A 25,025-nucleotide genomic window follows, 5' to 3' on the forward strand; every position below is an offset into this window, starting at 1 on the left:
ATAGGCCCTGGTAGCGCAGATATCTGCACATATGGCTGCGAATATGCACGAATATGCAGATAAGCTAGCCGGGTGACCGCAGGCATCGACACCCGTATTGGCGTTCGCCCGGTACCGCGACGGCGATCGAGCGCCTGGTCTCTGCCGGAGGTTCGGTGGGCAGCCCTGGCCACCGGGCTGTTCGGGCTCGGCGCACTGGTTGACCTGGCCGTCGGCTCGTCCTGGTGGTCGTGGCTGCTGTACTTGGCCTGCTATGCCGCCGGCGGCTGGGAGCCCGGGCTGGCCGGCCTGAAAGCGTTGCGGGACAAGACCCTTGACGTCGACCTGTTGATGGTCGCCGCGGCGATCGGTGCGGCCGCGATCGGGCAGGTCTTCGACGGAGCGCTGCTGATCGTCATCTTCGCCACCTCTGGCGCGCTGGAAGCCGTCGCCACCAAACGCACCGAGGACTCCGTACGCGGACTGCTCGACATCGCGCCGGACACCGCGACCCGACTGACCGAGTCCAGCGCCGAGGAGCAGGTCGAGACCGCGGTTCTCGACGTCGGCGACGTCCTGATGGTCCGGCCCGGCGAACGGATCGGCGGGGACGGGGTCGTGATCGACGGCGCCAGCGAGGTCGACCAGGCGCACATCACCGGGGAACCACTTCCTGCCGACAAGAAGCCGGGTGACGAGGTCTTCGCAGGCACGGTCAACGGCACCGGAACGCTTCGCCTTCGGGTGACTCGGCCTGCCGCCGATACCGTCATCGCCCGGATGGCGGCGATGGTGGCCGAGGCCAGCGCCAGTAAGGCGCGCACCCAACTCTTCATCGAGAAGGTCGAGCAGCGCTATTCGGTCGGCATGGTGGCGGCCACCGTGGCCCTGCTGGGCATTCCGCTGCTGTTCGGCGATGACCTGCGATCGGCGTTGCTGCGCGCCATGACGTTCATGATCGTGGCATCGCCCTGCGCGTTGGTGCTCTCCACGATGCCGCCGCTGCTGGCATCCATCGCCAACGCCGGGCGCCACGGTGTGCTCATCAAGTCGGCGGTGGTCCTGGAGAAGCTCGCCACCGTCACGCACGTCGCATTCGACAAGACCGGCACCCTCACCCACGGCACGCCACGGCTCACAGCGGTCCGTCCCGTGGATGGTGGGCGCAGCGAGGCGGATCTCCTGGGCCTGGCCGCTGCCGCCGAGAATCCGTCCGAACATCGCTGGGCCGGGCCATCGTCGCCGCCGCGCGGGAGGCCGGCATTCCCGTGCGGCCGGCCACCGAGTTCGTCGCCATCCCGGGACAGGGGGTGCGCGCCCGCGTCGGTGGGGACGTCGTCGACGTCGGGAAATCCGGCGACACGGCCGTCCTGGTCCGGGTCAACGGCGTGCCGGCCGGTGTGCTGACATTCACCGACCACCCCCGTACCGAGGCCGCCGACGCCGTCCGCCGCCTGCGCGCACTGATCGGTACCGAACCGATACTTCTGACCGGTGACAACCCGCGGGCCGCCATGCACCTGGCCGCCGACACCGGCATCGTCGACGTCCGGGCGGGGCTGCTGCCCGAGGACAAGCTGACGGCGGTTCGCGAGCATCAGGACCGCGGCGCCCGGGTCATGCTCGTCGGCGACGGCATCAACGACGCCCCCGCGATGGCCGCCGCCCATGTTGCGGTCGCGATGGGGCACTCGGGCTCCGACCTGGCCTTGGAGACCGCCGACGCCGTCATCACCCGCGACGACCTGGCCACCGTACCGACCATGCTGGCGCTGGCCCGCCGAGCCCGCCGCGTCGTCGCGGCGAATCTGGTGATCGCGGCGACGTTCATCGTCGTCCTGGTCACCTGGGACTTGCTTGGGCACCTGCCGCTGCCGCTGGGCGTCGCCGGACACGAGGGGTCCACGATCCTCGTCGGGCTCAACGGTCTGCGCCTGCTCCGCGGCCGCGCCTGGCGCCGGGTTGAGAAGTTCTCAATGTTTGCTCTGCGCCCAGGCAGCGGCGATTCCACCGCGCGCCGGCACTCCGGTGCTCGTGCGACGCGGTTTGCGGGCGTTGATTCGCCACGAATCGGCCTGTCACCTCGTGATACGTCTACGGGTAGTCGCACGATGTAACTTGGTGTGATGTCCAAGCGCGCCATTTTGAGGGGCGTGTCAGCACATAAGCTCCTCACGGGCTTGGGTCGGGTCATTGTTCGCCACCCACTGCTCGTCATCGCTGCTTGGCTCATTCTTGCCGGGGCCCTGAACCTCCTCATCACTCCGCTGGCCGTCGTCGCGGCTCGGAACCCCCCGGATTTCCTGCCCAAAGACGCTCCGGTGCTCGTCTCCGTCAAGAAGATGCAGGACGCCTTCCATGAAGCGGACGCGGGCAACTTCGCGGCGGTCATCCTCAGCAACGAGAACGGACTGACTTCGGCGGACGAGGATGCGTATCGACGGATCGTCGACAAGCTCAAGGACGACACGAAGTACGTCAGCTCGGTGCAGGATTTCGTGCGCACCCCGGAGCTGAAAGAGGTGATGACCAGCAAGGACCAGAAGGCCTGGAACTTGCCGGTCAGCATGAACGGCACGATGGGCACTCCGGACGGCCAGGAGTCCTACCGCCATGTCATCAGCGACGTCCAAGAGGCGGCGAAGGGCTCGTCGCTGGAGGTCAATGTCGTCGGTGGTGCCTCGACATTCGAGGACCTGAACGTCATCGGTGCTGAGGACCAGCACATGATTGAGATCGCCACCGTAGGGCTGGTGTTCTCAATCCTGTTGTTGGTCTATCGCAGTCTGATCGCAATGCTGATGCCCCTACTCACGATCGGCATTTCACTTGCGGTGGCCCAGCAGGCAGTTGCCGGTCTCGGTGAGTTGGGACTGGGGCTGGGCCCGCAGACGCTGATGCTGATGGTGGGCATGATCATGGGCGCCGGCATCGACTACGGCATTTTCCTCTACAGCCGCTACCAGGAGCTCACCAAGCGGGGCATGGCCTCCGACGACGCCGTAGTAGAAGCTCTGGCCTCGATCGGCGAGGTGATCGCCGGCTCGGCGGGCACCGTCGCCATCACCTTCCTCGGGATGTCCTTCACCAAGCTGGCCATCTTCTCCACGGTCGGGCCGGCCTTGGCGGTGACGATCGCGGTGGGCTTTCTGGCGTCCATCACTCTGCTTCCGGCGTTCATCGTCCTTGCCGGCCGGCGTGGATGGATCAAACACCGTCGCGATATCACCGGGAGGCTATGGCGCCGGTCCGGCATCATGATCGTTCGCCGTCCCCGGCTCTTGCTGGTCACCAGCGTCGTGATTCTGGGTGCGTTGGCCGCCACCACGATGGTCATGAAATTCAACTACGACGACCGCAAGAACCTGCCGCAACACTCGGCCAGTAATCGCGCCTACGAGGTCATGGACAAGCATTTCCCGATTAGCAGCACGCTGCAGCAGTTCCTGTTCATTCAGTCGCCGAACGATCTGCGCACGCCCAAAGCGCTGGCCGATATGGAGCAGATGGCGGCACGCATCGCCCAACTGCCCAACATCGACATGGTCCGCGGCATCACCCGCCCGACCGGTCAGGTGCTTGAGCAAGCCAAGACCACGTACCAGGCCGGTGAAGTGGGCTCCAAGCTCGGTGACGCGTCCACCTTGATCCACAACAACGACGACAATCTCAGTCTGCTGTCGGGCGGTGCCGGCAAGATGGCCGACGTCCTCGGCCAGATCCGCACCCAGGTGATAGGGGCGATCGCCAGCGTCCGGGGGTTGGCCAGCGCGCTGGATACCATGTCGCAGAAGTACGGCGGCAACACGACGCTCGACCAGATCGACAAGTCCGCCTCACTGGTGACCAGCATGCGATCACTGGGTGACGCGTTGGGGCTCAGCATTTTGCGGGTCACCGGAGTCAGCGACTGGGCCGCGCCGATGTTGAACGCACTCAACGTCAGCCCGGTGTGCGATGCCGATCCGGCCTGCGTGAACTCGCGGTCTGACCTGCAGAAGATCGTCGATGCCGCGAACACCCCGGTGGTCAAATCCATCGAGGAATTCGCGCGGGAGCTCTCCAAGACCGACGGATCGCAAAGACTCGACCAGGCCGCACACGAGCTGAGTCAGAACGTGCAGAAGGTGACGGCGGCCGCGCGCTCGCTTGGTGTGGGCCAACCCGGTGGCGTCGAGAAGAAGCTCAACGACGCAGTGACGGGCGTCAACACGCTCGCCGATTCAAGTCGTCAGCTCGCGGTGGGTGTTCAGACTTTGGTCGACCAAACCCGCAACCTCGGACAGGGCCTCGATCAGGCGTCGTCGTTCCTGTTGGCCATGAAGCGCGAGGCTGCCGACCCGCCGATGTCGGGGTTTTACATACCCCCCCAGGTTTTGACGATGGAGGAGTTCAAGAAGGCCGCCAAATTGTTCGTCTCCGAGGACGGCCATTCGGCGCGCTACCTCGTCCAAACGGCGCTCAACCCGTTCAGCAACGAGGCGATGGATCAGACCAAGCTGATCGTCAGCACCGCGAACGCGGCAACGCCCAATACCCAGCTCGCCGGCTCCGACATCGCCATGCTCGGCTTCTCGTCGATCAACGCCAACATCCGCGATTACTACGATTCCGACTTCGTCTACATCCTGTGTATGACTCTGATCGTGGTCTTCCTGATCCTGGTGGCTCTGTTGCGTGCGATCGTGGCACCGCTGTATCTCGTGCTTTCGGTGGTGCTGTCCTACGGTGCCGCACTGGGCATCGGGGTCGTGGTGTTCCAGTTCATCCTCGGACAGGAATTGGCTTGGGGGGTACCTGGAATCGCGTTCATGGTGCTCGTCGCGGTCGGCGCCGACTACAACCTGCTGCTGATCTCCCGGATCCGCGACGAGGCCAAATACGGTGTGCGCTCGGCGGTCATTCGCACTGTCGGCGCGACCGGCGGTGTGATCACCTCCGCGGGGCTGATCTTCGCTGCCTCGATGATGGCTCTGACCGTCAGCAGTATCCTCACCGCCGCGCAGATCGGCTTCGTGATCGGCGTGGGCTTGCTGCTCGACACCTTCCTTGTCCGGACCCTCACCGTGCCCGCCGCAGCCGTGTTGGTCGGCAATGCCAACTGGTGGCCGTCCAAACCCCCGAGTGTGAAGCACAAGGCAGCCACATTGGCGGAGGCGAAGTCCGCCGCGGCGGTGACGGCGCCCGTCGCCGTCCTCGAACACGATTGGCCTACTGAGCCCACAGTCGATGAATCGGCCTGGGAAGCCGAAGGGGGAGCGACGCGGGAGTGACTACTCGCGGCGCAGCCGCGACTCGACGAAGCGCTCGATCTCGTCCCACTCCTTGACCGCCACCGTGTACGGGCCGGCCGGCCGCGAGTTCTCCTCGGGATCGAGCACGTAGTCGACGAGCTTGCCCAACGGGCGGTCCTCGGCCAGCAGCTTGTCGGCGGTGTCCTCCTCGGAGTACTCACCGACATCGCGCACCAGCTCGATAGCCAGCTCCAGCTGGTCGTGGTCGATCGCGTCGGGACCGTCGGCGATATCGTCCGACAGCCCGGTCAGCACGTAGATGTTGTCCTCAGTGACGTCGACGCGCAGCGAGCCGTCGGTGGCCGCGGTACGGATGTCGTCGTAGGTGCTCAGGTCCGAGAGATCGTGGTCGTGCTCGTCGGCCAGGTAGCGGGCCAGCGAACGCTCCGAGGTGAACACGCTGATGCGGCCGTTGCGGCCGAGGAAGATCGGCCGGTCGTCGAAGTAGCAGCGCAACGTGTAGAACGTGCCGGAGCTGGCCTGGATGCGAACCGGGTCGATGCCGACCTCGGCCCAGAAGTCCTCCTGACCGCCGAGCACCACATCATCCTGCGGCGCCCGCTCGACCTCGTCCTCGTCAGCCGAATCGGATTCGCCCTCGGCGTCGTCGGTCTCGGTCTCGACCTCGTCGATCTCCTCCTCGTACGGCTCGTCGAGCTCGTCGGCGGCCAGCTTCGCGGCCCGCTCGTCGACGTCGGGCACCGAGATGACCTCGTCGACCGCCGCCAGCACGCTGTCCCACCCGCGGGCGACGATGTCACCGACCACGCCCCAGCGCTTGAGGCCCGCCTTGCCGCTGAACTGCTCGTAGCCGCCCGAGAGCAAGCCGAGGTTGGGATTGCCGTTGAAGAACCGGGTGACGGCGGGCAGCTCGCATACCGAACCGATCGAGGACACCACGGCCATGGTGTTGGCCAGTGCGGTCACCGACTCCTCGGTCGGCTTCTCCGAGAGCAACTCCTCGACGCCGACCAGATCGACCTCGCGGTCCGCCTTCGGCGTCAGCTTGTGGGCGTTGGCCTTGGTCAGGTCCTCCCACGCCGGGTGGTCGGTGAGGTCGTTGTCGGTGTTCGTCCGCACGAAGGCGGCCAGGTCCGCCACCGATTCGAAGGCGAACAGGTCGTCGTCCTTGCCGAGAAACGCCTCCCACTCGTCGCCGCCTTCGCGCCAGCGAGGCGCCCACAGGGTGTACAGGTCACCAGCGGTCACGCCGACGCGGACCGGAACGAGCTCAGCAGCCATGCCGCACAGCCTAACGACGCTTGCTGGCGGGTAGCCTGCCCCCCGTGGGGAGCGCGCGCCGCGCACTGGCGATTCTGGTGGCCGTCGGCCTGGTCGCCGCCGTCGTTCTCAACATCGCGGGGTATCTGTTGTTCACCCGTCCGCACAGCGACCCACTGACCAAAGCCGACGCGATCGTCGTGCTCGGCGGCGACAACGACGGCCGCTTCGAGTACGGCCTGAGCCTGGCCCGACAGGGCTACGCCAGCACCGTGGTGCTGTCGAATTCGTACTTGGACAAGCCGGCCGACCTTCCCTCCTTCCAGCAGGCGTGCGCGTCGGGCACCGCGTCCATCACCGTCATCTGCTTCGTCCCCGACCCGTTCACCACCCGGGGTGAAGCGATGTATGTGGCTCGGCTTGCCAAGCAACACAATTGGACGCACCTGATCGTGGTGTCGTGGAACTACCACACGGTGCGAGCCCGCTACATCTTTCATCAGTGCTTCACCGGCGATGTCACCATGCATCCGGTGCCACGGACCTACGACTTCGCGCCGTGGTACTGGGCTGAGCAGTATGCCTACCAGTTCGGTGGACTCGTCAAAGCGTTCATTCTTGGCTGCGATCCGGCCTGAGACCTCATACAGTCTCTGCGCATGGATGTGTGCGTCATCGACCACCCGCTGGCCAGAGCACGACTAACCACCCTGCGTGATGAGCGCACCGACAACGCGGCGTTCCGGGCCGCGTTGCGCGACTTGACCCACATGCTGGTCTACGAGGCGACCCGCGACGCGGTGTGCGCGGAGATCACCGTTCGCACTCCGGTGGCCGACACCGTGGGCTGCCGCCTGGCGGCCCCGCCCCTGCTGGTGCCGGTCCTTCGGGCCGGGCTGGGGATGGTCGATCAAGCCCACGCGCTGATCCCCGAGGCGCGGGTCGGCTTCGTCGGCGTGGCGCGCAACGAGACCACCCATCAGCCCACGCCGTACCTGGAGTCCCTGCCCGACGACCTCAGCACCCGACCGGTGATGGTGCTCGACCCCATGCTGGCTACCGGGGGATCGATGGCGCACACGATCAAGCTGCTGCACGAGCGCGGCGCACGCGACATCACGCTGGTGTGTGTGGTGTGCGCACCGGAAGGCATCGCGGCGGTGGAGAAAGTAGCGCCGTCGGCGCGGCTGTTCACCGCCACCATCGACGACGGTCTCAACGATGTCGCCTATATCGTGCCGGGCCTCGGGGATGCCGGTGACCGGCAGTTCGGGCCGCGCTGACTACCAGCTCTTCAGGGTTTCCAACACCAACTGTTCCACGGCGTGGGCGCGGCTGCGGGCGTCGGCCAGGTTCGCACCCACAGACTCGCGAACTTCGGTGTAGCACTTGACTTTCGGTTCGGTGCCTGACGGGCGAACGACCACCCGCACCGAGGTCTGAAGATCCCCACCACGGAAGAACACCGCATCGTTGTCGACGGTGGCGGTGACCGGGAACCCGGCCAGCTCGGTGGGCGGCTCGGTGCGCAGCCGGGCCATCATCGCCGCTGCCTCGTCGGCGTCTGCCACTCGCCGTGACAGTGCCGCGGTGGTGTGGACGCCATGGCGCAAGGCGAGCCGATCGAGGGCCTGCGGAATCGAATCGCCCTGGGCGCCAAGGTGTGCCACCACGTCGCAGGCAAGGACCGCGGCGCTGATGCCGTCCTTGTCGCGGACGGCCGCCGGGTCGACGCAATGGCCGATGGCTTCCTCATAGGCGTAGACCAGCGTGCACCCGGGCAGCCCGGCGTCGGCGCGGGCCAGCCATTTGAACCCGGTCAGCGTCACGACATGGCGGGCACCGTGATCGGCGGCGATCGTGCCGAGTAATTGTGAGGAGACCACGCTGCTGGCCACCACACTGGTGGCCGCCTGCTGCGGCTCGAGTGTCGAGAGAATGTAATCGCCCAGCAGCCAGCCGGTTTCGTCGCCGGACAGCATCCGCCAGCCTCCTGGGATGGGGACACCGACGGCACAGCGGTCGGCGTCGGGGTCCAGTGCGATGGCGATGTCGGCGCCGACTTTCGTCGCCAGCTCGAGCAGGGCATCGGCCGCGCCGGGTTCCTCCGGGTTGGGGAAGGATACGGTCGGGAAATCCGGGTCGGGCGTGAATTGACTTGTCACCGTGTGCACATCGTCGAATCCCGCGGCGTGCAGGGCCCGCAGCGCGAGCTCACCGCCGACACCGTGCATGGCCGTCAGTGCCACCCGCGGATTGCCGCGGCGGTGACGCCGCACCGTTGCCGCCCGGGCTACGTACTCGTTGACCAGCGTCTCGTCGGCCGGGTGCACGGGCAGGCGCGGGATCTGGTCGGCCGGCGGCGCCTCAGCCATCGCCGCCTCGATCTCCCGGTCCGTGGGCGAGACGATCTGCAGGCCGCCATCGAGGTACACCTTGTAGCCGTTGTCGGCGGGCGGGTTGTGCGAGGCGGTGATCTGCACGCCGGCCGCAGCGCCGGTGCGTCGGACCGCGAACGCAACGACCGGTGTCGGCACCGGATGCGCCCAGGTGATCACCGAAAAGCCCTGCGCGGCAAATACTTCAGCGGCAGCACTGGCGAACTGTACCGACCCGTGCCGGGCGTCGCGGCCCACCACGACCGTGGAACCGCCGAGGCGGCGATCGGTCAGCACCCGGGCCACGGCCCATGTCGCGCGCATGACCACTGCGAGGTTCATCGCATCCGGGCCGCCGCGCACCGGGCCGCGTAGTCCGGCGGTGCCGAAGGCCAGCGGCCGGGCGAATCGTGCCGCAAGCTCGTCGGGATCCAGCGCGGCCAGTTCGGCGGCCGTGACCGGATCGGGATCGTGGGCGATCCAGTCCTCGGGGGTCACGGCTCCGATTGTGCCCCGAGGTCGGCGTTGGCGAGCTTGCGCAGTATCGGCGCGGTGAGCATCAGCAGATCGGACTCCAACTCGGAGAGCTGCCGTTGCATCGTCTCGTGCAGCCAGGCATCGCGCTGGGCCCGGTCGTGCAGCAGGAGCTCCAACCCGTCGGGGGTGAGCTCGATCAGCTGCCTGCGGCGGTCGGTGTCGTCGGGCCTGCGGGACACCAGCCCGCGCAACTCGAGCTCGTTGATGTTGTCGGTCAGGGACTGCGCTCGCACCTGCAGGCGGCCGGCGATTTCGGCGGGCGTGGTGACCCCGGCGCGGCTCACGTCGCCGAGGACTTCGAGCTGGCTGAGTGTCAGCCCGTTGTCGGGGCGGTGCCTGCGCAGTTGGCGGGCCAGCGCCATCATGGCTTCCCGCAGCTCGCTTACGGTCATATTCCAAGTTATACCTTGCTAGTAAGTGAGAAATCTCGCGCGAAACGCAGGTGACAGCGAGTAAGTAGGAAGGGCATACTTGCTATATGCGATGGATCCTGCTGGTACTGGTGACGATCGGCGTCACGGTGCCGCTGGACCGTCTCGGCGTCCCGTCGGCGGCGTTGTTCGCCGCCCTGCTGGTCGGTATCGTGCTCGCGATCGCCCGGCTGGCGCCGGCGAGTGTGCCGCGCCGCGCGGGCCTGGCCGCCCAGGGCGTGCTCGGCGTGTACATCGGCACCATGGTGCATTCCGATGCGCTCTCAGCCCTCGGCCCGAACTGGCCGGTGGTACTCGGCGTCGGCGTGATCACGCTGCTGCTCAGCATCGGCGCCGGGGCACTGCTCGGCCTGCATCGCGACATCAGCGCCCTGACCGGCGCGCTGGCGCTGGTGGCCGGCGGAGCATCCGGTCTGGTCGCAATCGCCCGCGAACTCGGTGGCGACGATCGGGTGGTCGCCGTCGTCCAGTACCTGCGGGTCGCGGTCATCACCGCGTCGATGCCCGTCGTCGTCACCCTCGTCTACCACGCGCAGCGATCCGCCGACGCCGCGCAGACCATCCAATCCCATTCCGCGCCTTGGTATCTCAGCCTCGGCATGATCGTCGTCCTGGTGGTCGCCGGTGCGACGGCGGGGCGGTTGGCGCGACTGCCCGGGTCGGGGCTGCTCGGCCCGATGGCGCTGACGATCGTGATCGAGCTCAGTGGAGTGTCCTTTGGGCTGGCCGTGCCCGCGGTTGCAGTGTCGGTGTCCTACATGCTGATCGGCTGGCAGGCCGGGGTGGCGTTCACCCGGGAGTCGCTGCGCGCGATCGAACGGCTGCTGCCGGCCGCGCTCGGTTTGATCGTGCTGCTCAACGTCGCCACCGCCGGGCTGGGCGTTGCACTGTCCAAGATCGCCGGCGTCAGCATGCTCGACGGCTACCTGGCCACCAGCCCGGGCGGCATCTACGCCGTCCTGGCCACCGCGGTCGAAACCGGCTCCAACGTCACCTTCATCATCGCCGCGCAGGTGCTGCGGGTACTGCTGATGCTGTTCGCGGCACCACTGCTGGCCCGCGGGTTCGTGCGGCTGGCCTACAGGCGCGCCAGCACCGACGCCAGCAGCGACCCCATCGCGGTGGCCGACGCCCGGCCCGCGGCCAGCACCTCGTCGTGACTGAGCGGCTCGCCGGTCATCCCGGCGGCCAGGTTCGTCACCAGCGATAAACCCAAGACCTCGGCGCCCGCCGCGCGTGCGGCGATGGTTTCGTGCACTGTCGACATCCCGACCAGGTCGGCACCCAACGTCCGCAGCATCCGGATCTCGGCCGGCGTCTCATAGTGCGGGCCGGGCACCCCGGCATACACACCCTCGGTCAGGCTCGGGTCGACCTCGCGGGCCAGCGCACGCAGCCGCGGGGAGTACGCGTCGACCAGGTCGACGAACTGCGCCCCCACCATCGGCGAGCGGGCGGTGAGGTTGAGGTGGTCGGCGATCAGCACCGGCTGGCCGACCTGATACTCCGGTCGCAGACCGCCTGCGGCGTTCGTCAACACCACGACCTGTGCACCGGCAGCCCGCGCGGTGCGCACCGGATGGACGATGGTGCGCAGCTCATGGCCCTCGTAGGCATGGATGCGGCCCAGTAGCACCAGCACGTTGTGCTCGCCGAGCGGCACCGACAGCACCCGGCCGCGGTGGCCCAGCGCCGACGGGGGCGTGAAGCCGGGAATCGCTGACATCGGGATTTCGGCGACCGGAGTCCCCAGCGCCGCGGCCGCCGGCGCCCACCCCGATCCGAGCACGACGGCGACGTCGTGGCGGGGGACGCCGCTGCGCTCGGCGATCACCGCTGCGGCGTGCTCGGCGTCTGGACTCACAGCCAGCGAGCCTAGCCGTGAATGCGATACTTCGTTGATGCCTACAGCCACAGCGTCGACCCGCGTCGAAGACGTGGTCGCGGCACGCGGTGGCGATCTGATCGCGCTGTCGCACGCCATCCACGCCGAGCCCGAACTCGCCTTCCACGAGCACCGCAGCTGCGCCAAGACGCAGGCGCTGGTGGCCGAGCGTGGTTTCGAGATCACCGCGGCGGCGGGCGGATTGGACACCGCATTCCGGGCCGACTTCGGCTCGGGTCCGTTGGTGGTCGGGATTTGCGCCGAATACGACGCGCTACCGGGCATCGGCCATGCGTGTGGGCACAACATCATCGCGGCGTCCGCGGTCGGCACCGCGCTGGCCCTGGCCGAGGTGGCCGACGAACTCGGGCTCACCGTCGCCCTCATCGGTACGCCCGCCGAGGAGTCCGGCGGCGGCAAGGCGCTTCTGATCGAAGCCGGCGTGTTCGACGACGTCGCTGCGGCCGTGATGCTTCACCCCGGCCCGATCGACATCGCTGCCGCGCGCTCGCTGGCGCTCTCGGAGGTGATCGTCACCTACACCGGCCGGGAATCGCATGCGGCTGTCGCTCCGCACCTCGGGATCAACGCCGCCGATGCGGTGACCGTCGCCCAGGTGGCGATCGGATTGCTGCGTCAGCAGATGGCGCCCGGGCAACTGACGCACGGGATCGTCACCGAGGGCGGGTCGGCCACCAACATCATCCCCGGCCGGGCCCGGCTGCAGTACACGATGCGAGCTCCTGACACCGAGTCGCTGCAGGGCCTGGAGGCCAAGATGCGTGGCTGCTTCGCGGCGGGTGCGGTCGCCACCGGATGCGAGCACGAGATCGCCGAAGCCGCACCGCCGTACGCCGAGCTGACTCCCGACCACTGGCTCGCCGAGGTGTTCCGCGAGGAGATGACCACGATGGGCCGCAGCCCGGTACCCGCGGAGGTGGAAGCCGTTATGCCGCTGGGCAGTACGGATATGGGCAATGTGACACAGCTGCTACCCGGCATCCATCCGGTGGTCGGCGTCGAGTCGAACGGTGCGGTGATCCACCAGCCCGGGTTCACCGTCGCGGCGGCGAGTCCCAGCGGCGACCGTGCCGTCACCGAGGGTGCGATCATGTTGGCGCGCACCGTTGTTCAGCTGGCGCAGACACCCGCCGAGCGAGATCGGGTGCTGGAGTTGCGCGATCGTCGGGGGGTGCGGGCATGAGCATCGCGGACGCATGCGAGTCCTGGCTCGCCGGACACTTCGACGAATTGGTGGAGTGGCGCCGCCACATTCACCGCTATCCCGAGCTGGGGCGCCAGGAGTTCGCCACCACGCAGTTCGTCGCCGACCGGCTGGTCGAGGCGGGCCTCAATCCCAAGGTGCTGCCCGGTGGGACCGGGCTGACATGTGATTTCGGACCCGAGCATGCACCGCGGATCGCGCTGCGCGCCGACATGGATGCGCTGCCGATGGCCGAGCGCACCGGCGCGCCGTACAGCTCGACCATGCCGAACATCGCGCACGCGTGCGGACACGACGCACACACCGCGATGTTGATCGGTGCCGCGACCGCGTTGGCATCGGTGCCGGAACTGCCGGTCGGGGTGCGGCTGGTGTTCCAGGCCGCCGAGGAACTGATGCCGGGTGGTGCGATCGATGCGATCGCAGCCGGTGCGTTGGTCGGGGTTTCGCGAATCTTCGCCCTGCACTGCGACCCGCGCCTCGCGGTGGGGCGGGTCGCCGTCATCCCGGGTCCGATCACGTCGGCGGCAGACTCGATCGAGATCGTGATGCACTCGCCGGGTGGCCACACGTCGCGCCCACACCTGACGTCGGATCTGGTGTACGGCATGGGCACGCTGATCACCGGCCTGCCCGGGGTGCTGTCCAGGCGGGTCGATCCGCGACACTCGACCGTGATGGTGTGGGGCGCAGCCAATGCCGGGGTCGCGGCCAATGCGATCCCGCAGACCGGCACGTTGGCCGGCACGGTACGAACGGCCAGCCGGGAGACCTGGGTAGGCATGGAAAGCCTTGTGCAGGAAATTGTTTCGGGCCTGCTCGCGCCGCTTGGCATCGAGCACACGCTGAACTATCACCGCGGTGTGCCGCCGGTGGTCAACGAGGAACGCTCGACGCAGATCATGACGCATGCCATCGAGGCGGTGGCGCCCGACGCGCTGGCCGACACCCGTCAGTCTGGTGGCGGTGAGGACTTCTCCTGGTACCTCGAGGAGGTGCCCGGTGCGATGGCACGCCTCGGGGTGTGGAGCGGCCGCGGACCGCAACTGGATCTGCACCAGCCAACCTTCGATCTCGATGAGCGGGCGCTGGCGGTGGGGGTTCGGGTACTGGTCAACATCGTCGAGCAGTCAGCGGGGTACTGATGAAGCTCCTGGTCACCGGTGGGGCGGGCTACGTCGGCAGCGTGTGCGCGGCGGTGCTCGTCGAGCAGGGACATGAGGTGGTGGTCGTCGACGATCTGTCGACGGGCAACGCCGACGCGGTGCCGGCCGGGGCGCAGTTCGTTCAGGCCGACATGGTCGCGGTCGCCTCGGACCTACTCGGCGACGGATCGTTCGACGGCGTCCTGCACTTCGCCGCGAAATCGCTGGTGGGCGAGTCGGTCGAGGCGCCGGAGCGGTACTGGAACGGCAACGTCATCAAGACGCTGCAACTGCTGGAGGCGATCCGCCTCGCCGGCGTGCCGCGGCTGGTGTTCTCCTCGACCGCGGCCACCTACGGCGAGCCGGAGTCGGTCCCGATCACCGAGGATGCGCCGACCAAGCCGACCAACGCCTACGGCGCCACCAAACTGGCGATCGACCACGCGATCACCTCCTATGCCACCGCGCACGGGCTGGCGGCCACGAGCCTGCGCTACTTCAACGTCGCCGGCGCCTACGCCGGACTCGGTGAACGTCATGCCACCGAGACGCACCTGATTCCGCTGGTTTTGCAGGTCGCCACCGGCCAGCGCCCGGAGATCCTGGTGTTCGGCAACGACTGGCCGACGCCCGACGGCACGTGTCTGCGCGACTACATCCACGTTCGCGATCTCGCCGATGCGCACCTGCTGGCACTGCAGACCGCACAGCCCGGGGAGCACCGCATCTACAACCTCGGCAACGGCACCGGCTTCTCGGTTCGCGAGGTGATCGCCAGCTGTGAACGGGTCTCCGGCATATCGATCGCCGCGCGCGATGTCGAGCGCCGGGCGGGTGACCCGGCGGTGCTGATCGCGTCGAGCGAGAAAGCCATCACCGAGCTGGGCTGGAAACCGCAGCACACCACGATCGACGAGATCGTCGGCGACGCTTGGGAATTCACCCGCTCACGGAGCTAGCCGCCGCTGGTGCCCGGGCCGATGTTGCGCGCGGGCCGGGTGCGCAGGTCGTGCACGTACTCCGCTGGCGCACCGGCGATTTCGGCAGCGTCGGCCATCACGCCGAGATAGCGCGCCGACGGTAGACCGCCCTCCCAGGCGTCCAAGACGTAGAGCCAGGCGAGCACCGGATCAGTTGTGGTGTCGGTGGATTCGCACTGGATGCGACACCGTATCTTCTTGTGGAAGCCCAGCTCCGAGCCTTCCCAGCGGTCCAGGTTCTGCTCGTCGGCGGTGGTCATGTCGTAGAGCACCACGAACACCTTGGAGTCGGGGTCTTCGACCACGGTGGCCAGGGCGCCCTCCCAGCCGATGTCCTCCCCGGCGAACGTCAACCGCCAGCCGTGCAACCAGCCTGTGCCGGCCATTGGCGAGTGCGGCGCACGCTCCAACATCTGCTCAGGATGCATGTTGGACCCGTAGGCGGCGTAGAGCGGCACGGGGAAAGCCTAGAGCGTCCTGTCGCCGGGAGCGCAGGGACTCGGTCAACTAGGTTCGGTGGGCAGGAGCGAAGCGACGAGGGTGACTAGGGTTGTGGCGGTGACGACACGGATCGTGATCATCGGTGGGGGGCCGGCCGGCTACGAGGCCGCCCTGGTCGCCGCAGGCCGCGGCCGGGACGTCGCCGAGGTCACCGTGGTCGACTCCGACGGCATCGGCGGAGCCTGCGTCCTGTGGGACTGCGTACCGTCCAAGACCTTCATCGCGTCGACCGGCGTGCGGACCGAACTGCGTCGCGCCACCGGTCTTGGCTTCGACATCAGCATCGAAGACGCCAAGATCTCGCTGCCCGACATCAACAACCGCGTCAAGACCCTGGCCCGCTCACAGTCGGCCGACATCGGGACGCAGCTGCTGCGCGAGAAGGTCAACGTCGTCCAGGGCCGCGGAGAACTGATCGACGCGGTCCCGGGCATGGCCCACCACCGCGTCCGGGTCACCACCGCCACCGGCCAGGTCGGTGTGCTCAAGGCCGACGTGGTGCTGATCGCCACCGGCGCCAGCCCCCGCGTGCTACCGAACGCGGTGCCCGACGGCGAGCGCATCCTGACCTGGCGCCAGCTCTATGACCTGCCGGAACTGCCCGAGCATCTGGTGATCGTCGGCTCCGGCGTCACCGGCGCCGAGTTCTGCAACGCCTACACCGAGCTCGGCGTCGACGTCACCGTGGTGGCCAGCCGCGACCAGATCCTGCCGCACGAGGACAGCGACGCCGCCGCCGTGCTGGAGGAGACGTTCGCCGAGCGCGGGGTGACGCTGGTGAAGAACGCCAGGGCCGACTCGGTGACCCGCACGGACAAGGGCGTCACGGTGAAGATGGCCGACGGCCGCGTCGTCGAGGGCAGCCACGCCCTGATGACCGTCGGTTCGGTGCCCAACACGTCCGGCCTGGGCCTCGAGCGGGTCGGCATCGACCTCGGCCCGGGCAACTACATCCCGGTAGACCGGGTATCGCGGACCTCGGCGGCCGGCATCTACGCCGCCGGCGACTGCACCGGGCTGTTGCCGCTGGCGTCGGTCGCCGCCATGCAGGGCCGGATCGCGATGTACCACGCGCTGGGCGAGGGGGTGGCCCCGATCCGGCTGCGCACGGTCGCCTCGGCCACCTTCACCAGGCCCGAGATCGCCGCCGTCGGGGTCCCGCAAACAGCGATCGACAGCGGCTCGGTGCCGGCGCGCACGATCATGCTGCCGCTGAACACCAACGCGCGGGCCAAGATGTCGCTGCTCAAGCGGGGCTTCGTCAAGATCTTCTGCCGGCCGGCAACCGGAGTCGTCATCGGCGGTGTGGTGGTGGCCCCGATCGCCTCCGAACTGATCCTGCCGATCGCGCTGGCCGTGCAAAACCGCATCTCGGTGACCGATCTGGCGCAGACGCTGTCGGTGTACCCGTCGCTGTCCGGCTCGATCGTCGAGGCTGCGCGCCGCCTGATGGCCCACGACGATCTCGACTAGCCTGAGGTCATGAGCGACCCGATCCTTAGACCGGGCACCGGTCAGACCTTGCTCGGACCCTCCGAACGTGCGCACGCCTGGGAGCGATTGGGCAGCGAACAGTTCGATGTCGTCGTCATCGGCGGCGGCGTGGTCGGTGCGGGCTGCGCACTGGATGCCGCGACCCGCGGGCTCAAGGTGGCTCTCGTCGAGGCGCGGGACTTCGCCTCCGGGACGTCGAGCCGCAGTTCGAAGATGTTCCACGGCGGGCTGCGCTACCTCGAGCAGTTGGAGTTCGGGCTGGTGCGTGAGGCGCTGCACGAGCGCGAGCTGTCCCTGACCACCCTGGCACCACATCTGGTCAAGCCGCTGCCGTTCCTGTTCCCGTTGACCAAGCGGGTGTGGGAGCGGCCGTACATCGCCGCGGGCATTTTCCTCTACGACCAGCTGGGTGGCGCGAAATCCGTTCCGGCACAAAAGCATTTGACGAAGTCCGGTGCGCTGCGGTTGGCGCCGGGCCTCAAGCGGAGCTCGCTGATCGGTGGAATCCGCTACTACGACACCGTCGTCGACGACGCCCGGCACACGATGACCGTCGCGCGTACCGCCGCCCACTACGGCGCGGTGGTGCGGACCTCCACGCAGGTGGTCGCGCTGCTGCGTGAGGGTGATCGGGTGATCGGGGTGAAGATCCGGGATTCCGAGGACGGGTCGATCGAGGACGTCCGCGGGCACGTCGTGATCAATGCGACCGGGGTGTGGACCGACGAGATCCAGGCTTTGAGCAAGGAACGCGGCCGTTTCCGGGTGCGGGCGTCCAAGGGTGTGCACGTCGTGGTGCCTCGCGATCGGATCGTGTCCGAAGTGGCGATCATCCTGCGCACCGAGAAGTCGGTGCTCTTCGTGATCCCGTGGGGCACGCACTGGATCATCGGCACCACGGACACCGACTGGAACCTGGATCTGGCGCATCCGGCGGCGACGAAGGCCGATATCGACTACATCCTCGGTCACGTCAACACCGTGCTGGCCACACCGCTGACGCACGACGACATCGACGGCGTGTACGCGGGGCTGCGGCCGCTGCTGGCAGGGGAGAGCGAAGAGACCTCGAAGCTGTCCCGTGAGCACGCGGTGGCGGTGCCGTCACCGGGCCTGGTCGCGATCGCGGGCGGCAAGTACACCACCTACCGGGTGATGGCCGAGGACGCGGTCGACGCGGCGGCCGAGTACATCCCGGCGCGGGTGGCGCCGTCGATCACCGAGAAGGTGCCGCTGATGGGTGCGGACGGGTATTTCGCGCTGGTCAACCAGACTCAGAGCGTGGGCGCCCGCTATGGATTGCACCCGTACCGGGTGCGGCACCTCCTGGACCGGTATGGCTCGCTGATCGGCGACGTGCTGTCGCTGGCGGCCGACAAGCCGGAGCTGCTGGAACCGATCACCGATGCGCCGGTGTACCTCAAGGTGGAGGCGGCCTATGCCGCGGCCGCGGAAGGGGCGCTGCACCTGGAGGACATCTTGGCGCGGCGGATGCGGATCTCGATCGAATATCCGCACCGCGGCGTGGACTGTGCGCGCGAGGTCGCCGAGGTGGTTGCGCCGGTCCTGGGCTGGAGTCAGGAGGACATCGACCGCGAGGTCGCGACGTATAAGGCACGGGTGGAAGCCGAGGTCCTGTCCCAGCGTCAGCCGGACGACGAGTCGGCCGATGCCTTGCGCGCGGCGGCGCCGGAGGCTCGCGCCGAGATTCTCGAGCCGGTGCCCTTGACGTGAGGCGCCGTCGGCCGGCCCCACTCCCGGATCGCGATGGCGTGGGCCCGGCGCGGGTGCGGCTGCGTGGCGGAGCGGTGCTGGTCGAGTTGGCTTCTCGATTCGGTGAAGCCGCTGCCGAAAAGGTGTTCAACGGTGAGGTGGTCGACGCCGATGGTGGCGTGATCACGCCCTCGTCGGTGTTGCCACCGGGCGCTTTCGTCTTCTTGTATCGGGAGTTGCCCGACGAGGTCGACGTGCCATTCGACATCCCGGTGCTCTACCGCGACGACGACATCGTGGTCGTGGACAAGCCGCATTTCCTGGCGACGATGCCGCGCGGCGGCCATGTCGCGCAGACGGCGTTGGTGCGGCTGCGCCGTTCGCTCGAGCTGCCCGAGCTGAGCCCCGCGCACCGGCTGGATCGGCTGACTGCGGGAGTGTTGCTGTTCACGGTGCGACCTGAGGTTCGTGGGGCGTATCAGACGATGTTCGCGCGGGGGTTGGTGTCGAAGACATACGTGGCGCGTTCGTCCTCGGTGTCTTCGGTTGCGCTCCCGGTGATCGTTCGCAGCCGAATCATCAAGCGCCGCGGCGTGTTACAGGCTGTCGAGGAACCCGGCGAGCCGAATGCCGAGACGCGGGTCGAGGCGTTGGGCGACGGCTGGTATCGGCTGACTCCGCGCACGGGGCGCACGCATCAGCTGCGGGTGCACATGAACTCACTCGGTCTGCCGATCGACAACGACCCGCTCTACCCGCGCGTCGTGGAAGTCGCGGCTGATGATTTCTCTGCGCCGCTGCGGTTGGTGGCGCAGCGACTGGAGTTCGACGATCCGCTCTCCGGTGAGCCGCGGTCGTTCGTCAGTGCGGCCAGGGCCTTCGGTCCCTAGTAGTTCGCTGTGAGTCGCGCCACTGTTGAGGTATGGATGACGATCATGAGCTGGTTCTGGTAGCCGCATATCCAGACGTCGATCGGGCTGCCACCGATTTCCACGAGCTGGAGAAGCGGATCAAGCACGGTCTGGAATTGCGGGCTGCCGCTCTGGTCACCAAGGACTCCGAGGGGCAGCCGCATGTGCTGGAGGCGCACAACCGGCACGGTCGGGTGGCTGCCGGCATGGGGGCCGGACTGGGCATTCTGGTCGGGCTGTTTCTGCCGCCGGTGGGCCTGGCGGTTCTGGTCGGTGGCGCGGCAGGCGCCATGGTCGGCGCGTTCGCCGAGCACGAACTGCGCAGCGGTCTGCAACGTGAGATCGGTGGCGCACTCGACGTGGGTAGGGGAGTGGTGATTGCGCTGGTCTACCCGAACGGTCGCGGACCGGTCGAGTCAACGCTGTATCGGGCGTCGGAGATCAGGTCTGTTCGGATGGATCGTTCGACCATCAACAGCCTGGATGAACTGGTCGCTGATGAGATGGCGAGGCTCTCCCATCCGCCGGTAGACCCGATCACCGCTGGCACGACGGACACCAGTAGGTGACTCGGTCTTCGTCGGAGGACTCCGCTCGTCGTATCGGGGTGCCGCAGCGGCGGCACGGTTCACCGGCCCGGCCGTAAACCCAGAGGTCTTGGCCGCCTCGGCGGTTGCCGGTCGTGGTGCGATTCATTCGGGTTCGGTTGGCCCACAACATGTCTCGTGCCCTGGTGACCACGCGGAGGGGGTCGGGAAGACTGCTCACCGGACTGGTGGGGAGTCGACCGAAGATGAAGCACAGCTCGTTGGCGTACACGTTGCCGACGCCGGCCAGGTTCCGCTGATCCAGCAGGGCCGCGGCGATCGGCCGGTCGGGGTCCTTGGCCAGATTCTCCGCAGCCAGTTTCGGATCCCAGTCGTCGCCGAGCAGGTCGGGCCCCAGGTGGGCGACGGCATCCTCGTCCTGCTCGCGGTCCAGCACCTCGAGAATGCCGAGGTCGATGCCGAGGGCTTGAATGTCACCGGCTTCCAGGACGATTCGGATTTTGTAGGCGTTGCGCGTCGGTCTGCCCTTCGGGCTCACCCGCCAGGCGCCATCCATCTTCAGGTGAGAGTGGATGCTCGCCGGTCCGACGCGGATGAACAAATGCTTCCCGCGGCTGATCACCTCGTCGACGGTGTGACCGGTGAGATCCACGGTGGCGTATCGCGGCACGCGGATGTCGCACCGCGTGAGCGTCTTACCGACCAGCGCGTCGCGCAGGTTGGCTGCGGTGTGGAAGACGGTGTCGCCTTCGGGCATGGTTCCAGCCTAGACGGTATGGGTGGGCTGGGGCCTCACTCAAATGTGATCGTGGGTTGCCGTCAGGAAGTGGGTCCTGGCCGGTAGAGCCACAGATTTGGGAGGCCCCAGTGATACGTCAGCGTACGAGTGTTGGGTTGGATGTGCACGCACGATCGGTTGTTGGGTGTGCACTTGATGGAGAAACGGGTGAGCTGGTCGAGCGGCGGATGACACCGGTGCACGGTGAGATCCTCGGATGGGTGCAGTCGTTGCCGGGACCGGTGAGCGCTGTTTATGAGGCTGGTCCGACCGGGTTCGGGCTGGCGCGAGCGTTGATTTCAGCCGGTGTCGAGTGTCGGGTATTGGCGCCGTCGAAGCTGATCTGAACTTCCCCCGAGACCGTGGAGGCATCAACAATAGGGATCGAGATGCCAGAGAAACGGAAGAAGTACGACCGGGAGTTCCGTGAGGGTGCTGTCCGGATCGTCGAGGAGACGGGCAAGCCGATCGCGGCGGTCGCGCGTGATCTGGGGGTACACGAGGGCACGCTGGGCAACTGGGTCGCGCGGGCGCGGGAAGCCCGTGAAGGCCGCGGTGAGCTGACCCGCGACGACCTCGACGAGCTCAAGCGCCTGCGCAGCGAGGTCGCGGAGTTGCGGATGGAGCGTGATGTCCTCAAGCGATCCGTGGTCCTGTGGGTGAAGGAGGCGACGAAGTGAGTGTGGCCCGCTTCATCGCCGACCAGAGGACCAAATACCGTGTGCCTCATACATTTACCTGCACATTGTTGGGTGTCGGCGTGTCCTGGTTCTACAAGTGGATCGGCCGTGCGGAGTCGGTTGATGGGGTGCATACCGATACTGATCGGCGCCGTGTCGAGATCGACGATGCGGTCAAGGCAGCGTTCGGGAAGGCCAGGGGACTGCACGGTTCGCCGCGACTGGTGGCTGACCTGCGCGATCTCGGATGGACGGTGTCGGAGAAGACGGTGGCCGACTCGATGCGCCGCCAGGGCCTGGTCGCGCGCCGTATCAAGCGCTGTGGCGGGCTGACCCGCCAGGACAAGACCGCACCGAAATTCCCCGACCTGCTCAAACGGGACTTCGCCGCCGCCGCGGCGAACTGCAAATGGGTGGGTGATATGACCGAGATCCCGACCGAATCCGGGAAGCTGTATCTGGCCACCGTGATCGACCTCTACAGCCGCCGGCTACTCGGTGCGGCGATGGGCCTGCACCCCGACGCCGAGCTGGCGTGCGCGGCCATCCAGATGGCCGTGACAGCCCGCGGTGGCCGTCAGGCGATTTGGCGCGACGACGAGTCGCAGCGGGTCATATTCCACACCGACCGTGGGAGCACCTATACCGCCAAGAGCTTCACGAGGGTGTGTCGGCGGTTGGGTATCCGGCAGTCGATGGGCCGGGTTGGGTCGTGTTTCGACAATGCCGCCGCGGAGGCGTTCTTCTCCTCGCTGGAGTGGGAAGTGCTGTCCCGCAATACCTTCCGTGATACTATCCAGGCGCAGGCTGTGGTCATCGACTGGTGCTACACCTTCTACAACCACCAACGCCGGCACAGTTCGACAGACGGGTTATCGCCCGTCAACTACGAGATCAGGGAATCCAAGACCGAGCCGGAAGCGGCATAGGAAACCCTCCACGATTTCGGGGGAAGCACAGATCCGACCTTCGGGAGACCGAGTGAAGACCGACGAACGTGATGCTCGGCATTTAGCCCGGTTGCTTCACTTGGGCGAAGTGGTGTCGGTGGCGGTGCCGTCGGTGGCCCAAGAGGCTGCGCGAGACCTGGTCCGAGCGCGCGAGGACTGCCGCGGTGATCTGATGGCTGTGAGGCATCGCATTTCGAAAGCTTCTGTTGCGGCAGGGGATTGTGTATTCAGGTGGTGAGGCTTGGAACGTTAAGCATGAGAAGTGGTTGCGCCAACAGCGGTTTGACAATTTTGGTCAACGGGCGGCCTTCGACGCCGCTTTCGACGCCATGCTGGCCACTGTCGATCGTCGTGACCGGCTCGATGCGGCGATCGCCGAGATGGCCGCATCCTCAGAGTTCTCCGACGTCGCCGACCGTCTGCAATGCCTGCGCGGGATTTCGACGTTGACGGCGTTCGGGTTGGCCGTCGAGATCGGGGACTGGCACCGATTCACCGGACGCACGATCGGCGCCTACATCGGTCTGGTCCCCACCGAATACTCCTCGGGTGCTACCCGCAATCAAGGTGGGCTGACCAAGACTGGCAACACACACGTGCGCCGATTGCTCATCGAGTCGGCCTGGCACCACCGCAAACCCTATCGGCCCTCTCAGCGGCTTCGGCGGCGTTGGGAAACGGCAACACCTGCCCTTCGAGCGCGCAGCCATGCCGCTAATCGCCGCCTGCACACCCGTTGGGCCCGTTTCGACCAGCGACATAAACGTCCGGTAATCGCCAACGCGGCCATCGCTCGCGAATTGGCCGGCTGGTGTTGGTCGTTGGCGGTACTAGAGGACTGAATATCCCCAAACTGTCCCGATGAGGCGATGGCGCAGGCAAGCGTTTGACTGAGCGACACGCGTCCGTTCTATGAGGAAACATGTTTGAAACAACAGGTTCACCCTCGACCTAGACCAGCGAACCGCTCACGCCGAAAGTCCCGTCTTGCGGTAGCCAACCCGCGCATATCAGACTGACCCAGCGTCGACACGACGCCGCGTCAAACCTCTCGGTGAATCGCCCTGGATCTCCCAGAGGCTCGGGCTATTGGATTCCGACCAGGGGTTGGTCAGTCCTTTGTGCATCGTAGAACGCGGCTTCGAATTCGGTGGGTGGGATGTCGCCGAGGTAGCTGTGTAGCCGGCTGGTGTTGTGCCAGTACACCCAGCTCAGCGTGGCCAGTTCTACGTCCTCGACGGTCTTCCAGGGTCCGGTGCGGGCAGGGCCGTAGATCAGTTCGGCCTTGTAATAGCCGTTGACCGTCTCGGCGAGAGCGTTATCGAAACTGTCTCCGACGGTGCCGATCGAGGGCACGGCCCCGATCTCGGCGAGCCGCTCGCCGTAGCGGATAGAGGTGAACTGCGACCCCGCATCAGAGTGACATCTCAAGCCCAGCAACGTACTTCCCCGCGACCACCGGGCCATCTCCAACGCATCGAGAACCATCGAGGTGCGCATGTTGCTGGCCACTCGCCACCCCACGATCATCCGCGAATGCGCATCGACAATGAAGCACACATACGCCACACCGGCCCAGGTCGGCACGAACGTCAGATCGGTAACCCAGAGCTGGTTGGGCGCGGTTGCGGTGAAGTCGCGCTTGACCAGATCCGGGTGCCGCGGCGCACCCGGAGCGGGCTTGGTCGTGCGGACCTGTTTGCCGCGACGAACCCCTTCGATGCCGGTGGCCCGCATCAAGCGGGCCACCTGATCGCGACCGACGTCGTGGCCGGCCCGGCGGGCGGTTTTCCACAGCTTGCGGGCTCCATAGACGCAGTAATTGTCCTTCCAGAGCTGGCGCAACGCCGGCCCCAGCACAGCGTCACGCTGCGCCCGCACCGATGGCCGGCGGCTCTTGGCGTCGTAGTAGGTGCTCGGGGCCACCTGCAGGCCTGCGCTGCGCAGGACGGTGCAGATGGGCTCGACCCCGAACGCCTCCCGGTTGGCGTCGATGAAGGCCACTATTTCTTGTGTTGGCGGTCGAGCTCCGCCCCGAAGAAACTCGCCGCACGCTTCAGAATTTCGTTGGCCCGCTTGAGTTCTCGAATCTCTTGCTCGAGTTCTTTCACCTTCGCAGATTCCGTTGTCGTCACACCCGGTGCGTGGCCGTCATCGATGTCGGCCTGGCGCACCCAGGAGCGCACCGATTCCATCCCGTACCCGAGCTGGCGGGCCACCCGCGCCACCGTGCCCTGCTCGGTCCCCAGCTCTTCGCGCAGCGTGCGGACCATACGCACCGCCGCGGCCTTCTCCTCTGAGCTGTAACGGCGCGTCGTGGGCTTCCCGGGCGACTGTTCCTTCGGCATACCTGCATCCTCGTTTCCAAGGTCAGG

20 protein-coding genes, 3 pseudogenes and 1 other annotated feature are annotated in these 25,025 nt (G+C 67.0%); of the genes and pseudogenes, 16 read left to right on the plus strand and 7 right to left on the minus strand.

Annotated features, from left to right (window positions below; translation table 11 throughout):
- Positions 1 to 72: 72 nt before the first annotated feature.
- Together K0O64_RS07075 and K0O64_RS07080 are read left to right on the plus strand one after the other, a co-directional pair.
- Positions 73 to 1,940 (plus strand): annotated as a pseudogene (locus K0O64_RS07075) (heavy metal translocating P-type ATPase); the annotation flags it as partial.
- A gap of 219 nt (positions 1,941 to 2,159) precedes the next feature.
- A complete protein-coding gene (locus K0O64_RS07080; protein WP_344791486.1) occupies positions 2,160 to 5,252 on the plus strand; it encodes an MMPL/RND family transporter in 3,093 nt (1,030 codons plus the stop codon).
- Here the strand turns inward: K0O64_RS07080 and satS are convergent, their stop codons facing one another.
- Positions 5,253 to 6,515, minus strand: a complete 1,263-nt coding sequence (satS, locus tag K0O64_RS07085) for a protein export chaperone SatS (protein WP_096310528.1) — start codon at positions 6,513 to 6,515, stop codon at positions 5,253 to 5,255.
- 44 nt (positions 6,516 to 6,559) lie between these two features.
- On the opposite strand from satS, the gene K0O64_RS07090 reads away from it, so the two are divergent.
- Together K0O64_RS07090 and upp are read left to right on the plus strand one after the other, a co-directional pair.
- Entirely contained in the window at positions 6,560 to 7,132 is a 573-nt protein-coding gene (locus tag K0O64_RS07090) for a YdcF family protein (protein ID WP_096310530.1), read from the plus strand.
- A 21-nt stretch (positions 7,133 to 7,153) separates the two neighbouring features.
- A complete protein-coding gene (upp, locus tag K0O64_RS07095; protein WP_071947146.1) occupies positions 7,154 to 7,777 on the plus strand; it encodes a uracil phosphoribosyltransferase in 624 nt (207 codons plus the stop codon).
- On the opposite strand, the gene K0O64_RS07100 is transcribed toward upp, so the two are convergent.
- Entirely contained in the window at positions 7,778 to 9,370 is a 1,593-nt protein-coding gene (locus tag K0O64_RS07100; RefSeq protein WP_071947145.1) for a phospho-sugar mutase, read from the minus strand. It lies immediately after the preceding gene.
- Positions 9,367 to 9,801, minus strand: coding sequence for a MarR family winged helix-turn-helix transcriptional regulator (locus K0O64_RS07105; RefSeq protein WP_071947144.1), 435 nt, complete (start codon positions 9,799 to 9,801; stop codon positions 9,367 to 9,369). The genes K0O64_RS07100 and K0O64_RS07105 overlap by 4 nt, the downstream gene beginning before the upstream one ends.
- Positions 9,802 to 9,887: 86 nt before the next feature.
- Here K0O64_RS07105 and K0O64_RS07110 point away from each other — a divergent pair, with 86 nt between their 5' ends.
- Positions 9,888 to 11,000, plus strand: coding sequence for an AbrB family protein (locus tag K0O64_RS07110; protein ID WP_071947143.1), 1,113 nt, complete (start codon positions 9,888 to 9,890; stop codon positions 10,998 to 11,000).
- Here K0O64_RS07110 and K0O64_RS07115 read toward each other — a convergent pair.
- A complete protein-coding gene (locus K0O64_RS07115) occupies positions 10,919 to 11,704 on the minus strand; it encodes a purine-nucleoside phosphorylase (RefSeq protein ID WP_220046241.1) in 786 nt (261 codons plus the stop codon). The genes K0O64_RS07110 and K0O64_RS07115 overlap by 82 nt on opposite strands.
- 37 nt (positions 11,705 to 11,741) lie before the next feature.
- On the opposite strand from K0O64_RS07115, the gene K0O64_RS07120 reads away from it, so the two are divergent.
- Genes K0O64_RS07120 through galE form a run of 3 tightly spaced genes read left to right on the plus strand, consistent with a single transcriptional unit; the run spans position 11,742 to position 15,054 of the window.
- On the plus strand, positions 11,742 to 12,929 hold the full coding sequence (locus K0O64_RS07120) for a M20 family metallopeptidase (RefSeq protein ID WP_096310532.1): 1,188 nt from the start codon (positions 11,742 to 11,744) through the stop codon (positions 12,927 to 12,929).
- The gene (locus K0O64_RS07125) at positions 12,926 to 14,095 is read left to right on the plus strand and encodes an amidohydrolase (protein WP_071947140.1); all 1,170 of its coding nucleotides are present in this window, start codon (positions 12,926 to 12,928) and stop codon (positions 14,093 to 14,095) included. The genes K0O64_RS07120 and K0O64_RS07125 overlap by 4 nt, the downstream gene beginning before the upstream one ends.
- On the plus strand, positions 14,095 to 15,054 hold the full coding sequence (gene galE / locus K0O64_RS07130) for a UDP-glucose 4-epimerase GalE (protein WP_071947139.1): 960 nt from the start codon (positions 14,095 to 14,097) through the stop codon (positions 15,052 to 15,054). The genes K0O64_RS07125 and galE overlap by 1 nt, the downstream gene beginning before the upstream one ends.
- Here the strand turns inward: galE and K0O64_RS07135 are convergent.
- On the minus strand, positions 15,051 to 15,533 hold the full coding sequence (locus K0O64_RS07135; RefSeq protein WP_071947138.1) for a gamma-glutamylcyclotransferase family protein: 483 nt from the start codon (positions 15,531 to 15,533) through the stop codon (positions 15,051 to 15,053). The two genes, galE and K0O64_RS07135, sit on opposite strands and share 4 nt — an antisense overlap.
- Positions 15,534 to 15,633: 100 nt before the next feature.
- Here K0O64_RS07135 and K0O64_RS07140 point away from each other — a divergent pair, with 100 nt between their 5' ends.
- From K0O64_RS07140 to K0O64_RS07155, 4 genes are read left to right on the plus strand one after another with little or no spacing between them, the layout of a single operon-like run.
- Positions 15,634 to 17,049, plus strand: coding sequence for an NAD(P)H-quinone dehydrogenase (locus tag K0O64_RS07140; protein WP_071950038.1), 1,416 nt, complete (start codon positions 15,634 to 15,636; stop codon positions 17,047 to 17,049).
- A 9-nt stretch (positions 17,050 to 17,058) separates the two neighbouring features.
- Complete coding sequence (locus tag K0O64_RS07145) at positions 17,059 to 18,804, plus strand: glycerol-3-phosphate dehydrogenase/oxidase (protein ID WP_220046242.1); 1,746 nt, start codon at positions 17,059 to 17,061, stop codon at positions 18,802 to 18,804.
- A complete protein-coding gene (locus K0O64_RS07150; RefSeq protein ID WP_096310536.1) occupies positions 18,801 to 19,673 on the plus strand; it encodes a pseudouridine synthase in 873 nt (290 codons plus the stop codon). Before K0O64_RS07145 ends, K0O64_RS07150 begins: the two co-directional genes overlap by 4 nt.
- A gap of 32 nt (positions 19,674 to 19,705) precedes the next feature.
- Entirely contained in the window at positions 19,706 to 20,263 is a 558-nt protein-coding gene (locus K0O64_RS07155) for a DUF1269 domain-containing protein (protein WP_071947135.1), read from the plus strand.
- Here the strand turns inward: K0O64_RS07155 and nei2 are convergent.
- Complete coding sequence (gene nei2 / locus K0O64_RS07160; RefSeq protein WP_096310538.1) at positions 20,232 to 20,999, minus strand: endonuclease VIII Nei2; 768 nt, start codon at positions 20,997 to 20,999, stop codon at positions 20,232 to 20,234. The two genes, K0O64_RS07155 and nei2, sit on opposite strands and share 32 nt — an antisense overlap.
- A gap of 110 nt (positions 21,000 to 21,109) precedes the next feature.
- Here nei2 and K0O64_RS29840 point away from each other — a divergent pair.
- The 4 genes and pseudogenes from K0O64_RS29840 to K0O64_RS07175 form a co-directional block, all read left to right on the plus strand.
- Positions 21,110 to 21,361 (plus strand): annotated as a pseudogene (locus K0O64_RS29840) (IS110 family RNA-guided transposase); the annotation flags it as partial.
- Between the two features lie 48 nt (positions 21,362 to 21,409).
- Positions 21,410 to 21,700 carry a transposase gene (locus K0O64_RS07165; protein WP_096310540.1) on the plus strand — a complete coding sequence of 97 codons (291 nt, stop codon included), beginning with the start codon at positions 21,410 to 21,412 and terminating at the stop codon, positions 21,698 to 21,700.
- A complete protein-coding gene (locus tag K0O64_RS07170; protein WP_096310542.1) occupies positions 21,697 to 22,629 on the plus strand; it encodes an IS3 family transposase in 933 nt (310 codons plus the stop codon). The genes K0O64_RS07165 and K0O64_RS07170 overlap by 4 nt, the downstream gene beginning before the upstream one ends.
- 34 nt (positions 22,630 to 22,663) lie before the next feature.
- Positions 22,664 to 23,492: pseudogene (locus tag K0O64_RS07175) on the plus strand (IS110 family RNA-guided transposase); the annotation flags it as partial.
- Positions 23,493 to 23,736: 244 nt separating this feature from the next.
- Here K0O64_RS07175 and K0O64_RS07180 read toward each other — a convergent pair.
- Positions 23,737 to 24,998, minus strand: a protein-coding gene (locus K0O64_RS07180; RefSeq protein WP_096310544.1) for an IS3 family transposase whose coding sequence is annotated in 2 segments (ribosomal slippage) — positions 23,737 to 24,695 and positions 24,695 to 24,998 — 1,263 coding nt in all. Because the reading frame shifts where the segments join, the coding sequence is not laid out codon by codon here.
- Positions 24,568 to 24,699 (minus strand) — a sequence feature (AL1L pseudoknot). (Overlaps the previous gene by 132 nt.)
- Positions 24,999 to 25,025 lie beyond the last annotated feature (27 nt).

Origin of the sequence: Mycolicibacterium pallens, assembly GCF_019456675.1 — a bacterium.
Taxonomy (GTDB): Bacteria; Actinomycetota; Actinomycetes; order Mycobacteriales; family Mycobacteriaceae; genus Mycobacterium; species Mycobacterium crocinum.